This window comes from Oceanobacillus limi, from assembly GCF_900111445.1.
Classification (GTDB): Bacteria; Bacillota; Bacilli; order Bacillales; family Amphibacillaceae; genus Ornithinibacillus; species Ornithinibacillus limi.
Map to the genome: position 1 here is coordinate 1 of NZ_FOHE01000019.1, position 13,455 is coordinate 13,455.

The following is a 13,455-nucleotide window of genomic DNA, read 5'->3' on the forward strand; positions in this document are numbered from 1 at the left end:
GATTCTCCTTCTCCAACGTCGATTTCTCATCACTAAACGTCGATTCTCCCTCTCCAACGTTGATTTCACAGTCCTAAACGTCGATTCCTCCTCTCCCCAAAAACACCTCAAAAGCGCAGCTCTATTCAGCTGCGCTTTTGAGGTGCTATGTGTTCATCAAGTTCTTATCAGCGTGTTGCTCTTCCAACCACCTCCTTTACGTTGGTAGTGAGAAGTTCCACTAACACAATTACCGTTCGAACGTTTTACCCTACTGGTTCGGCATTCTTGTCTGACTGCGTATCATCTGTTCGGTACTTTTTTCTTGTTGCTTCTCCTCCACGAAGATGGCGGATCGATTTGTGGTACTCAAGGATTTCTTTTACTTGGTTCGATAGCTCTGGGTTTATTTCCGGTAAGCGTTCTGTTAAATCCTTATGAACTGTGCTTTTTGAAACACCAAATTCTTTTGCTATCACCCGGACGGTTTTCTTTGTCTCAACGACATACTCACCTATCCTGATAGTTCTTTCTTTGATGTAATCGTGCACACCGTTCGCCTCCCTATGTTGAATATTTCCGAGGTGTGGGTTGAGACTAGGTGATTCGAAAAAATAGATGATTGCCTGTTCACTTGGCAAATTCGGTCGTTTTTCCGACTTCACACTTCTGAACACAATTGTAAAGTGTATAATTGTGGCCGTCTGATTTTCTAGGACCGTTAAGCGAGCTATAAATCATGGTGAATCGTTTTAGGAGATGTTATTTGGTCGTTTCATTTTTAAAAGAATTCGATTGATATGTACTTTAATTTTGGTAGCGTATTATGTATCACGTTTTTCAAGCAATTTGGATGAATAGTCAAAGAGCCACATAAGCTCTCACCTCAGACTTACTGAATGCTTGGTTTGTAACATTTTATTACGGGAGGACGGTAAATATGATTATTTTTAGTGCAAAGGACTGGCAGGACAAGAAGTTTTTTTGTAATTATTAAAATATATTTAATATTGGCATCTGTTATTTCTATACAAAAAAAAACCATGCATGTCTCATGCATGGAATATCAACATATAAAAGTTTAGGCACTTTCTGTATCAATCTCTCCGTAGTCTGGATCACAAAGTTGATGGCCATCGATCTGACCGGTAGTAAAGGCAAACATAAAAACGATGAAAGTGAAAAAAAGGATTGTTTTTATGTTTTTCACATATTTTCCTCCTCTCATGAAAAATTACTTTTGTGACAGTGACCTACAAGCTTATTGCTCTGTGGTCAATCCATTCTGTTATACGAAAGATGTATGTATTGCTTTTTATATCTCTCCCATTTCTTTTAAGGCATTTAATGGAAGCCGACTGAAAAAGTAATCATTTCTCTTCTCAATAAATAATTTATAGGATTCGGTTAGCATGTTGCGATCTTGTGTTGCTAGTCCCATATAATAAAGTTTAAATGGACTATTCAACTCTACATCCTGTAATATTTCAGTTGCTTTATCATAGTTGCCTTTTGCAATTTCAATATGCGCCTGTTCCGTCGGATCTTCTGAGGAAATTCCGTCAACTTTATTGAAATTCGCTGATAAAAAAGGAATATTATGATTTTCAATACCATAAACCTTTTTAGAATAATTATGTTTCTTGGCAATCTTTAAGGCTTCCTTTAAATGATACATACCTTGATAATAGGTATCAAAAGTATAGGTTAAGGCAAGATTAACATGCATGTTCAATTTAGTTATTGGATTCGTTGTTTGGTTAATGGCACGAAAGGCATACTTTCTTGCCATAATTAATTCGTTTTTCTTCCAATAATAAATAAATAATTTCTGGTACAATCTCAAGTTAAAGGCAGAAAGCATGAATTGATCATGGATTGCATCAAATAATGCTTGCTGTTTACTTAATAAGTTTCCGATTTGACCGAACTCCAGCTGACTATAATAAGTATCCACGATTGTAAACTCTATTAAACATCTTAATTCCGGGTCATCTGTTTTTATATCTTGCAGTTCTCTACGCATCTGTTCCAGGGGATAGCTTCTAGTCCGTCTAGCTAATACAATTTGGTACACCTTGGCCCATAGACGGTTTGAATAGTGCTCGGACCCTTCATTAAGCTTAATTAATTCTTTTAGATCATCATAGAAACCATTAATATATAAAAACTCTAATCCTTTTTTTTGAATTTCATTATTAGTAGATTGTAGACAGTATTTTCTGGTTAGCTCAATTGCCACTTCATCATTATGTTCATGACTTAATAATAATATCACTTGCCCCAACGTTAACTCGGTCATTGAAGAGATATAACCTGATGTTAACTTAATGTTTTCAGAGTACATTGTGTCGAAGAGCCTACCTTTCTAATCTTAAGGAGATTTATTTCTAGCAATTTGTAATTACTTTTTCCTAGAGGTAATTATCTTTAGTAGTATTTTCCTAGCAGAAGGACATAAGTTGATTATATTTTGATTGAGTATTATTTCTGAAGAAGTAGGTCTTATGGAAATAGTTACAAGTTTCACTAGAATCCTACATATTCGTGTGAACTAAACTTATATTACCATATATTAATGTAAAAACAAGGTAAAATCGTTCGACATTTTTCAAGGTGAATTAGTCAAATCTAGGTATATATGTCGAAGTTTGTTGTTTAAATGCCAAATTATTGAAAAGAATTAGGCAAAAAACACCAATAAATGTCGATTGGCATCGGTATTTTGTACTAGATTTCGAACGATAAATAAAAAAAATCCTAGTAAATTTAATTTACTAGGATAAAAGTTAGATTCCATGAATAGATTATTTATTCGTCTGTTGAATCCTCATCGGTTTCTTCATCATCCGAATTGCTATCTTCATCTGAATCAACGTCTGGTTCTTCCTCAGTTACATCTTCATTTTCATCATCACTATTTTCGTCAGTTGCGCTTTCTTCTTGGTCACCACTGTTTTGATTTTGATCTTGTTCTTCAGCATCTTCAGCAGTTTCCTCTGATGAAACGTCTAACTGACTCATCGGTTGATTGAAAAACTCTTCTGGGTTTACATCTTTTCCATCTTTTCGTAATTCAAAATGTACATGTGTCCCATTATCTTTGCCAAACAAGTTTTGACCAGCAGTTCCTAATAGATCACCTTGATTTACTTCATCATTGGTTTCAACATTAACTTCACCCAGACTAGCATAGTAAGTTGTCACATCATTAGCATGTGATAGAACAACTACATTACCAAGTAATGGATCTTCTTTTACTTCCGTTACCGTACCACTTAATGAAGCAACCACATCAAATGCATTGTCATCAGCAAATTTAATGTCAATACCTGTACTCTGATAATAACGGTTGTTATATAGGATCAGTGCACTTTCTTGATCCTCTTGCTCTGCGTTGTAATCATAGTATTTAGTTACGATTTCTGCTTGTTCTTGATCATTAACAGGCATTTTGATTACCTCTTGTTGATCCATAACAGCTTCTGCATCTTCATCATGAAGACTAGGAGTATAGTTATCTGTTAACTCCTCTTGATCATCAGCAACTTCAGGAACTTGATTGTCCAGATTCTGATACCATACAACAACAGCTAACAGAACTGCAGCAACCGTTAAATAAACTGCTGGGAAGAACCACTTTTTGCGAAAAATATTGCTCCACTTATTTTTGGAAGCACCTTTGTTTTCCTCTTTCATCATCATCACCTCAACAACCATTCTGATCAGAAAAAGGAAAAACTATACATTAAACCAAAACTTTTTTTCGATTTTATGTGTTTTTTATGAAAAGTTGGGGATATTAAGCATTTACCCTTATTATAGTAGGCTTTTTAATAGTTTCGTAAATGAATTAAAACTTGTCACAACCCTATTGCTACTAATAATTCTTTAGAATCTTCCACTTTTGAATTCCCTCTATTTATCCCAAAAAAATAGCCAGCCCCTGTTTAGGCTGACATCGTTTATCTACTTACTAACGTTGGTACGGAATCAGTAACTGTACTTATTTCTACATCTTTATAATAATAATTCACAATATCCTTGTAGGTTTTCCCTTCCTTTGCCATGCCATTTGCTCCGTATTGACTCATCCCAACGCCATGACCATTTCCTTTTGTTTCAAAGACAAGATAATTATCTTTCTGATTAATTGTAAAATCGCTGGAACGCAATTCCAATGCTTCACGCACATCTTTTCCGGAAAATGAATATTCTCCAAGTGTTAACTCTTTGACACGTTTACTTTCGGTACGAGTCACTTCAATGGCAAATTGATTCGTATCTGGAAGATCGATACCTAACTTATTTTCAACCTCCTCCACCGAAAACGTCTCCTGATCTAAGTAATATGGTGAAACTTCATCCCATGGACTTTCCACACTTCGTAAATAAGGAATCTCATTAGACCAATAATCCTCTGAGTTTTCTGTATAACCATTACTCGTTGAAAAATACTGTGGTGTTATCGGAGCATCATTAAAAGTTAGAATTTCGCCCTCTGTAGCTGCTACTGCTTCCATTATTTTTTTCATGTTTTTATTATATTCGTCTCCCCATTTCTCTCGAAGCTCTCGTTCATTCTTATATACTTGATCAAGGGTTGAGTCACCAACATCCGCTTCCGAATTCTCTTCCTCATACAGTAACTGATTGACAATATACGTTCGTGCAGTCAGTGCTTGTGATTTCAATGCTTCCATTTCAAATTCTGCTGGCATTTCACTAGCTACAACTCCAGAAACATAGGTTTCTAATGGAACATCTTCAATGCTATTTGATTGGGTACGCATGACAGAAACGGTTACTGCTGAGTCTGATGAAAGCATCTCTTCATACTCGGCTTCCTGCTCCAGTGTAGATGCTTCGTAGGAATCGTCTGATACAAACGGAATAACAATTATTGTAGGAATAACTAGAATGATAAAGATTAAGCTACCTACAACAAGACTAGGAAGCTTCCATTTCGTATTTTTCGTCCCTAATGTCTTTTTGGAAAAAGGCAATTGGGGCTTTGATGATTTTTTGATCTTTGCTAACGTGTGTGCTTGTTTTTTTTGCTTCAGCTTCTTCTGAAGTAACTTATGGTTCGATTTTCGATTAGGCAATGGCTGGTACCCTCCTAACAATTTTTTTTCATCAGATTTATTCCTAACTTTTTTTCTAGCATCCCTACTATAAAACTTATACAACTAGTGGAAACAATAGAACTTCTGATTGCAAAAAAATAGAGGGTTGTTCAAATAGTTGCGGACAATCCTAGTAAAAATAATAGAGGCTGTCCAATAAGGGAGAGCCTCAACGTATGTTTACTATTGTTTTGGGTGAACTATTCACTTCTTGCTCCTCACTGTACAAATGACAAGCAACATAATGATTATCTTCTATCTCTTGCCATTTTGGTTTTCTTGTTGCACAAATCTCCATTGCAAAGGGACACCTCGTTCGAAACACACAGCCACTCGGAGGATTAATGGGACTTGGAAGCTCTCCTTCTACTATGATTCGTTCTCTGGATTCTTCAACGTCTGGATCGGGGATAGGTATTGCGGATAATAGTGCTTTCGTATATGGATGTAATGGATTTTCATATAAACGATCACTAGTAGTTAATTCGACCATGTTTCCTAAGTACATTACCCCAATTCGATCAGAGATTTGTTTTACCATGGATAAATCATGGGCGATAAACAAGAAGGTTAGTCCTTTGGTTATTTGGAGTTCTTTCAGTAGATTAACAACCTGCGCCTGCACCGAGACATCCAGTGCGGAAATAGGCTCATCAGCTATAATAAAGTTTGGTCTTAAGGCAAGTGCACGAGCGATGCCAATCCGTTGACGTTGTCCGCCACTAAATTCATGTGGGTATCTATTTGCATGGTCCCGATTCAATCCTACTTCTTCCAATAATTGATAAACATCGTCTAATTGCTCCTTCTTATTTTTATGCAGTTTATGAACTTCCATTGGCTCTGATATCACTTCTCGGACCGTTGACCGTGGATTCAGGGACGCATACGGATCCTGAAAAATCATCTGCATTTGTTTTCGGAGCTGAAATTGGTCCTTCTCCCCTAGTTCATGGACATTTTTCCCTTCATATATGACATTTCCTGCTGTTTTTTCGTATAATCCCATAATTGTCCGTCCAATGGTAGATTTTCCACACCCAGATTCACCAACAAGGCCAAATGTTTCCCCTTTTTGAATATCAAACGTAACCTCATTAACAGCTTGAAGCGTGCGCCCTTTTCCCAAAGTGAAGTGCTTCGTTAGTTTTTCTACGCTTAATACCTTTTGACTCATCCGTTTCACCTCCATTTCCAATACCTTCTTGCTCGGCAGCATTCTTTTTCGTAGACCGTGTTTTTTAGGTTACTTACCTCTATTGACTTTCCTGTATTCGGTGCATGTATCATTTGGTCGTCCCCTATCGCTATGCCAACATGATGAACACGACCTTTTCCTTCCTGGTATGCAAAAAAGAGTAGGTCACCTGGCAAAACCGCGTCGAGTGGAATATCCACGCCGTCTTTTTCTTGATCAGAGGCATCCCGTGGAATTTGATACCCATTTGCCTTATGGATGGCATAAGCAAATCCGGAGCAATCAAAGCCAAAAGCACTCATTCCTCCCCAAAAATAATCAAGCCCAAGAAACTGCTTACTCGACTGAACAATGTCCTCTCCACTTCCAGATTCTGTTCTTCCTTTATTTGTGTGGAATATGGTTACCGATTCACCGGGTAAAAAATAGGCTCCATCTGGCGTATTAACCTTTATCCTGTCGGCAATTTTATTAATGACAGGAAGACAAGTCATGTAGCTTACTTGCATATGACGATCACCATTAGCAGCTTCTAGCCAAACCTTTGAATCTGTTACAGCAGCTGTTTTTGCGCGATACCAATCATTTCGTTCTATTTTCTTTAGTTGCTTGACTGGAACCCAACCTGGATATCCTCGCCCATCTTTTGAGGATGGCTGTGATGGAATCACGACATGTGCCCATTCTTCTATGATCTCGGTAACAATCACAGCTTCTCCATATAGTAGTTGGGATTGAACCCTATTCTCGTCACAAAGTGCTAATCGATTTTCGTATGTTAACTGTTCCAACCACTGTTCTATATTGGTTGGGTTTCTTAATCCAGCTAAATCTATTTCTCTAGCTTTGTCCGGTGCGGTCCAAACTGTTGCAACTTGAACTGCTGTAACCCAAATTTCCTGCATATTATGAAATTGATCAAACGTTTGTTTAAACATTTAGGCTACTCCTTTCTGAGTGGTCGGAATGCTAGTTTAGCTATTTTTTTCGCTTATTGTGCGGGTCGAAACTCGTGGTGAAAATTGTGAACTAGTTGGCACGTTTCACTAATAAATTGCTCATGTATCTTATTAATCTTTCATTTCCCGAATTAGCCACCTCTCCCCTTCATTCCTCATCTAAATGACTATTCCCGATCCTCATTTTCATCACCATCCATTTTCCAGTCCAAACCAACATGCAGGACTACCTTCTTACACCCGCTTCTACATGCAACGTCTTTTGATACGTGTTTAGCGTAGCTTTTGCACCTAGTGGTATCGCGATATGTGGATAACAATGACCAATTTTAAAGCCTGACATAACAGGACATGTAAGTTTGCCAAAATAATGCTCAAATACTTCTTGTAAGCTTAGGGATGGTTCTTTTTTCGGCACGGCTTTTGCAAAGTCTCCTACCACAATACCAGCAGCATGTTCGAGTTTTCCTGCTAGCTTCAACTGATTTAGCATTCCATCTATACGGTACGGAACTTCATCAATATCCTCTATGAATAAAAGCTTTCCTCTTGTATCTATTTCATAGCGTGTTCCTAATGTACTAATGATTAAAGATAGATTTCCTCCAACTAGAGGTCCTGTTGCGACACCTCCATTCAGAACTTGTAGTGGGCTAATTTCTTCGCGATAGCAAAGCTCAGTTTCTCGAAAAAGCTGATCAAAGCCTTTCGCGGAAAGTGCATCAAATTCCTCAGATGCAATATCGGATGCTGGCATTGGTCCGTGAAACGTAACAAGCCCTGTTTGTTGGCGAACCGCTGTGTGCAGATACGTAATATCACTGTAACCCCAGATTATTTTGGGGTTGGCACGAATTAGTTCGTAATCAATATCAGCGGCGATTCTTCCTGCTCCATACCCACCCCTGGCAAAAATAATACCTTTTATCATCGGATCAGCAACCATTTGATGGAAATCTGCTAAGCGCTCTTCATCTCTTCCTGCTAGATAACCATGGACCGCTTTGACATGTTTACCCAATTCAACATAAAGCCCTTTTTCTTTTAAAAATGACACCCCTTTATCTAATCGTTCCTTATCTACCGGTCCAGCAGGGGCTATAACCGCGATTGTGTCCCCTTGCTGTAAGGCTTTAGGATAAAGCATATGTATGACCTACTTTCTATATTCGTCCAGAATACGATTTTTTCGTTTTGGAGGAGAGGCTCACATACACCGTATATGAGCCTCCTCCACTTTTACTTTAACATACCCCATGCTCATTTATTGGTAGTTTGAAAACTACATATTACTTTTTATCTGCATATTTCAAATCAAAATAGCCAACTGGGTGACGGAGGATCCCGCTAACGCCATCTGCCTCCAAAACAACTGTATTGTAGTAACGTATTGGCATGGCGATCATCTCATCAGCTAGCATTTTCTCCGCTTCGTATAAATACTCCCAGCGCTGTTCTTCATCTGTCTCGGACTTTCCTTTAGCAATCAACTCGTCATAAGCGTCACTAGAAAAACCAGTTCGGTTCATATACGAATCCGTCACAAAGCTTTCCAAGAAGTTAACCGGGTCACTATAGTCATTAATAAAGGAGCTGCGTGACAACTGCAGTTCTAGATTTTGCTGTGCTTCTGCAAATACATTCCATTCTTGGTTCTCCAACGTAACCTCTACACCAAGATGCTCGTTAAACATACTTTGAAGGGCTTCTGCTACCGCTTTATTTGCATCACTTGTGTTGTACGATAAAACAATTTCTGGTAACTCATCATACCCTTCTTCAGCCATACCTTGTTCTAAATAATCCTGTGCTAATGCTGGATCAAAGCTAACGAGGTCACCATTTTCAGCACGGAAGTCCGTACCTGTTGGACCTGTGAACCCTGGAGAAACAAACCCATAGGCAGGTTCCACGCCATTTTTCACAACATACTCCGCTATATCTGCCCGGTTCACCGCATATGCAAATGCTTTACGGATGTTTTTATTATGAAATGGCTCCTCTGTAATATTGAAGCGGTAAAATTCTAATCCACCATAATCACCAATATAGACATTGTCTCCATCAATTAATTGATCAGATAACTCGGGTGGAATACTCGCCGTGTCGAGCTCTCCGCTTTCAAACATTTGGTACTGTGTATTGGTATCGTTGACCATTGCAAAATGAATCTTTTCTAAGTTAACCACTCCAGCATCCCAATAGTGCTCATTTTTCGTAAACACCATTTCTACATCATGCTCCCAAGACTCAAGCTGAAAGGGGCCATTCCCAACAAAAGTATTTGCCTCTGTATGCCAATCCGGATTTTCTTGAGCAACTTGATGGTTAATTGGGAAGAATGCTGGATTCGTTAATAAGTCTAAGAAAAATCCAGTTGGGGCTTCCAATACTACTTCCAATGTTTTATCATCGATTGCCGTAACATTCACGTCATCAGCAGTGCCATCCCCATTATTAAATGCCTCTGCACCCTCAATAAAATACCCTAAAAATGCTGCCGATGATGCTGTCTCTGGATCGAGCATGTATTTCCATGCATAAACAAAATCTTCTGCTACTACAGGATCGCCATTGGACCAATTGGCATCTTCACGCAAATGGAAGGTATAGGTCAATCCATCCTCCGATATATCCCAATCCTCCGCAACCCCTGCTGCAGCACGGGAGTCTTGATCCAATCGAGTTAATCCTTCCATCAAGTTATTTAGTGGATCCCATGACACCGCGTCAAATCCAATGGATGGATCTAGCGATGTAGGCTCAATACCATTATTAAGCCTTAAAACTTTTTCTTCTGTTTCTTGATCTGTTGCATTATTTTCCTCCTCATTTGCTGTGTCATCCTGTTCCGTCGTGTCTGGTTCTGCGTCATCTTCTGGTTCTTCACCGGCATTTTCACTGGTCGTACACGCAGCTAAAACCAATGCCGTTAACATGGCCATCAAAAAAACGAGAAATTTCTTCATCCTTTCTCCCCCTTTATTCTTTCGTTGTTGTAGTAGCCAAAAGCCTTTTTCCCCGTTCATCCTGCAACCAACAATTCACTTCATGCGATTGACTAAGTTGCACTGTGTCGGGGTATATTTTATTGCACACCTCCATCGCATAGGGACATCTTGGTGCAAAAGGACATCCCGCTGGAGGCGAGAATAAATCTGGTGGTGTTCCATCAATCGGTGTTAACGCCGCCCCCTTCACATCCAATCTTGGAACGGATTTCAAGAGACCCTTTGTATAGGGGTGCTGTCCTTTATAAAAAATATCTCGTTTGGTTCCAGTTTCAATGATTTTTCCAGCATACATCACTGCAATTCGATCAGCAATTTTGGCAACAACCCCCAAATCATGGGTAATTAAAATGATGGAGACCCCTGTTACTTCCTGTATTTTTTCGAATAGCTCTAAGATTTGTGCTTGGATTGTCACATCGAGTGCTGTTGTTGGCTCATCCGCGATCAAAAGCTCTGGTTCACAGATTAATGCAATCGCGATGACAATACGCTGCCTCATGCCACCACTGAATTGATGGGGATATTGCTTCAGTCTCTCCTCTGGATTCGGAATGCCTACTAACTCCATCATCTCAATTGCCTTTTGTTTTGACCTGGCACTAGATATTCCTTGGTGTTGCCGCAATCCCTCCATTAATTGCGAGCCAATGGTAAGTGTTGGATTAAGAGCTGTCATTGGATCCTGGAAAATCATTGAAATATCCACACCACGGATCGAGCGCATCTTTTTTTCTGAAAACTTGGTTACGTCTTCCCCTTTAAAAAGCACCTGCCCTTGCGTAATCTTACCTGGTGGATCTGGAATCAAACGCATAATTGCATTCGATGTTACACTTTTCCCGCACCCAGACTCTCCCACAATTGCCAGTGTTTCGCCTTTATTCACGTAAAAATTCACACCACGTACCGCTTGAATCGTTCCACCATACGTTGAAAACGTTACATGAAGGTTTTTCACTTCTACTATTTTTTCCATTTGCGCACCTACTTCCTTAATTTCGGATCCAGTGCATCCTGAAGTCCATCCCCTAAAACGTTAAAAGCAAACATCGTAAAAGAGATAAAGAAAGCTGGAAAGAATAACGTCCACCAATTCCCCGATAAAATTGCTCCTAGTGAGTCACTTGCCATCACTCCCCAACTCGCGTAAGGCGACTGAATTCCTAAACCGATGAAACTCAAAAAGGCCTCAGCAAAAATTGCGGATGGAACTGTTAATGTCATCTGTACAATAATCGGCCCCATTGTATTTGGTAATAGGTTTTTTCGAATAATTCGCGGTGTTTTCGTACCAAACGATTTCGACGCGAGGACAAATTCATAATTTTTTATTTGTAAAACCTGTCCTCGCACAATTCGGGCCATCCCCACCCAGCCAGTAACGGTAAGGGCGATGATAATGGTCGTTAAACTTGGTTCGAGGACAACCAATAGCAAAATAACTACTAATAAATAAGGTAGGCCATACAAAATTTCAATAATTCGCATCATAATATTGTCCGTTCTTCCACCTTTATAGCCGGACAGCCCACCATATATAATGCCAATGGATACATCAATTAACGCAGCCATTAACCCTACAAATAGTGATATCCTTGCCCCATACCATGTTCGGGTGAACACATCTCGCCCATGGGAGTCCGTTCCAAACCAATGCTCTGCAGAAGGGGGTTGATATTGATTCGGCAAGTCATTTGTATGAACATCATAGGGTGATAGAATCGGTCCGATAATCGCCATCGTTACTAGACCAATTAGGAAAAACAGCCCTGACATCGCTAATTTATTTTTGACAAGTCGCTTCCACGCATCCTCCCAATAGGACAGCGAGGGCCTAGAAAGTCTTTCTGCGGTAGATTGATCGCGTTCCCTCCAAGTAAACCACTCATCAGGAACCTGTCGATGACTATTTCTGATCCGGGGATTAGAATTTTTCTTCATGTTATTCCCCTTCCTTTTTATTTACTTTAATTCGTGGATCTAATATTCCATATGCGATGTCAACAAGGAACAACATAATTATTAAAAAGGAACTATAAAAGACAGTTGTTCCCATAATGACGGGATAATCCCGATGGTTGATACTCTCTACAAAATATTTCCCCATACCCGGTATCGCAAAAATTTGTTCAATTACAAATGTCCCTGTCAAAATCCCTGCGAGTAACGTTCCCATGATGGTAACTACAGGCATTAACGCGTTACGTAACGCATGTTTAAAAATTATTTTCCACGGATTCAATCCCTTTGCCCGAGCCATTTTAATGTAATCCTGCGTAAGTACTTCTAGCATCGTTGATCGCGTTAACCTCGCGATAATTGCCATTGGTCCTGTAGCAAGTGCCAATACAGGCAACACCATATGTGCAGGACTGGACCAAGTGGCAACTGGAAACCATTCTGCATTCACAGCGAGCTGCTGAATAAGTAATGTTGCAAGAATGAAGTTCGGTATCGATATCCCTAGTACCGCAACCCCCATGGCCAAGTAGTCAACAATCCCGTTATGCCGCAGTGCAGCGATAATCCCTAATAAAATCCCAGAGATTACAGCAACGATAATTGTCACCATGCCTAGTTCAAATGAGATTGGAAAACTTCTCCCTAGCAAATCATTCACCGTTTGGTTTGGTTGTTTAATAGACGGACCAAATTCCAATGTTGCGATCGACTTTAAATACAATAAATATTGAATATGGTATGGTTTGTCTAAGTTATAATGCCGCTCTAAATTCTCCTGAACCGTTTCATTTGAGGTTTGGTCACTGTTGAACGGAGATCCCGGAATAGATACCATAAGTACAAATGTCAATGTCACAATGATCCATAATGTAATAACCATAATCAGTAAACGTTTTAATATATACCGAAGCATATTTCCAACTCCCATTTTATAAGTCAGACTTTCATCTCAGGAATAGCTAGCAAACTTGATTGAACATAGACTCCCTTATAGACAATCTATGCTTGGTTATTTTTAAATATTCTATTGATATTGTTTAGTTATTTAGGGAGGGAAGTGGGAGGCTCAGTGTTTGAGCGCTGATTTGTTTGGGTGGAATGTTGATTTGTTTTGGGTGAACGTTGATTTTCTTCGCGCGAACGTTGATTTCTCGCATCGAACGTCGATTTCCTTCGCGCGAACGTTGATTCCACGCGTTGAACGTCGATTTCCT

The 13,455-nt window shown here is 39.3% G+C and carries 12 protein-coding genes; all 12 read right to left on the bottom strand.

Going from position 1 to position 13,455, the window contains the following annotated elements; genetic code table 11:
• Positions 1-245: 245 nt before the first annotated feature.
• Positions 246-530, bottom strand: a complete 285-nt coding sequence (gene spoIIID / locus BMX40_RS15985; RefSeq protein WP_090871772.1) for a sporulation transcriptional regulator SpoIIID — start codon at positions 528-530, stop codon at positions 246-248.
• Positions 531-1,060: 530 nt separating this feature from the next.
• Entirely contained in the window at positions 1,061-1,189 is a 129-nt protein-coding gene (locus BMX40_RS20820; protein WP_280139686.1) for a hypothetical protein, read from the bottom strand.
• Between the two features lie 105 nt (positions 1,190-1,294).
• Positions 1,295-2,281 carry an AimR family lysis-lysogeny pheromone receptor gene (locus BMX40_RS15990; protein ID WP_244513620.1) on the bottom strand — a complete coding sequence of 329 codons (987 nt, stop codon included), beginning with the start codon at positions 2,279-2,281 and terminating at the stop codon, positions 1,295-1,297.
• A gap of 509 nt (positions 2,282-2,790) precedes the next feature.
• Complete coding sequence (gene spoIIQ, locus BMX40_RS15995; RefSeq protein WP_090871776.1) at positions 2,791-3,678, bottom strand: stage II sporulation protein SpoIIQ; 888 nt, start codon at positions 3,676-3,678, stop codon at positions 2,791-2,793.
• Positions 3,679-3,944: 266 nt separating this feature from the next.
• Positions 3,945-5,087, bottom strand: a complete 1,143-nt coding sequence (gene spoIID / locus BMX40_RS16000) for a stage II sporulation protein D (RefSeq protein WP_244513622.1) — start codon at positions 5,085-5,087, stop codon at positions 3,945-3,947.
• 190 nt (positions 5,088-5,277) lie between these two features.
• Positions 5,278-6,285: an ABC transporter ATP-binding protein gene (locus BMX40_RS16005; RefSeq protein WP_090871778.1), complete on the bottom strand. Its 1,008-nt coding sequence runs from the start codon at positions 6,283-6,285 to the stop codon at positions 5,278-5,280.
• A 5-nt stretch (positions 6,286-6,290) separates the two neighbouring features.
• A complete protein-coding gene (locus BMX40_RS16010) occupies positions 6,291-7,244 on the bottom strand; it encodes a C40 family peptidase (protein WP_090871781.1) in 954 nt (317 codons plus the stop codon).
• 247 nt (positions 7,245-7,491) lie between these two features.
• The gene (locus BMX40_RS16015) at positions 7,492-8,412 is read right to left on the bottom strand and encodes a S66 peptidase family protein (protein ID WP_090871783.1); all 921 of its coding nucleotides are present in this window, start codon (positions 8,410-8,412) and stop codon (positions 7,492-7,494) included.
• A 142-nt stretch (positions 8,413-8,554) separates the two neighbouring features.
• Entirely contained in the window at positions 8,555-10,234 is a 1,680-nt protein-coding gene (locus BMX40_RS16020; RefSeq protein ID WP_090871784.1) for a peptide ABC transporter substrate-binding protein, read from the bottom strand.
• A gap of 13 nt (positions 10,235-10,247) precedes the next feature.
• Positions 10,248-11,255 carry an ABC transporter ATP-binding protein gene (locus BMX40_RS16025; protein WP_090871786.1) on the bottom strand — a complete coding sequence of 336 codons (1,008 nt, stop codon included), beginning with the start codon at positions 11,253-11,255 and terminating at the stop codon, positions 10,248-10,250.
• A gap of 8 nt (positions 11,256-11,263) precedes the next feature.
• Positions 11,264-12,220, bottom strand: coding sequence for an ABC transporter permease (locus BMX40_RS16030; RefSeq protein WP_090871788.1), 957 nt, complete (start codon positions 12,218-12,220; stop codon positions 11,264-11,266).
• Position 12,221: 1 nt separating this feature from the next.
• Positions 12,222-13,154, bottom strand: a complete 933-nt coding sequence (locus tag BMX40_RS16035) for an ABC transporter permease (protein ID WP_090871790.1) — start codon at positions 13,152-13,154, stop codon at positions 12,222-12,224.
• Positions 13,155-13,455: the final 301 nt, after the last annotated feature.

What these genes read in the sequence shown, in the direction of transcription:
- BMX40_RS15990 (WP_244513620.1), bottom strand. Translation starts at nt 2,281, where the DNA reads ATGACCGAGTTAACGTTGGGGCAAGTGATATTATTATTAAGTCATGAA.
- spoIIQ (WP_090871776.1), bottom strand. Translation starts at nt 3,678, where the DNA reads ATGAAAGAGGAAAACAAAGGTGCTTCCAAAAATAAGTGGAGCAATATT.
- BMX40_RS16005 (WP_090871778.1), bottom strand. Translation starts at nt 6,285, where the DNA reads ATGAGTCAAAAGGTATTAAGCGTAGAAAAACTAACGAAGCACTTCACT.
- BMX40_RS16010 (WP_090871781.1), bottom strand. Translation starts at nt 7,244, where the DNA reads ATGTTTAAACAAACGTTTGATCAATTTCATAATATGCAGGAAATTTGG.
- BMX40_RS16015 (WP_090871783.1), bottom strand. Translation starts at nt 8,412, where the DNA reads ATGCTTTATCCTAAAGCCTTACAGCAAGGGGACACAATCGCGGTTATA.
- BMX40_RS16020 (WP_090871784.1), bottom strand. Translation starts at nt 10,234, where the DNA reads ATGAAGAAATTTCTCGTTTTTTTGATGGCCATGTTAACGGCATTGGTT.
- BMX40_RS16025 (WP_090871786.1), bottom strand. Translation starts at nt 11,255, where the DNA reads ATGGAAAAAATAGTAGAAGTGAAAAACCTTCATGTAACGTTTTCAACG.
- BMX40_RS16030 (WP_090871788.1), bottom strand. Translation starts at nt 12,220, where the DNA reads ATGAAGAAAAATTCTAATCCCCGGATCAGAAATAGTCATCGACAGGTT.
- BMX40_RS16035 (WP_090871790.1), bottom strand. Translation starts at nt 13,154, where the DNA reads ATGCTTCGGTATATATTAAAACGTTTACTGATTATGGTTATTACATTA.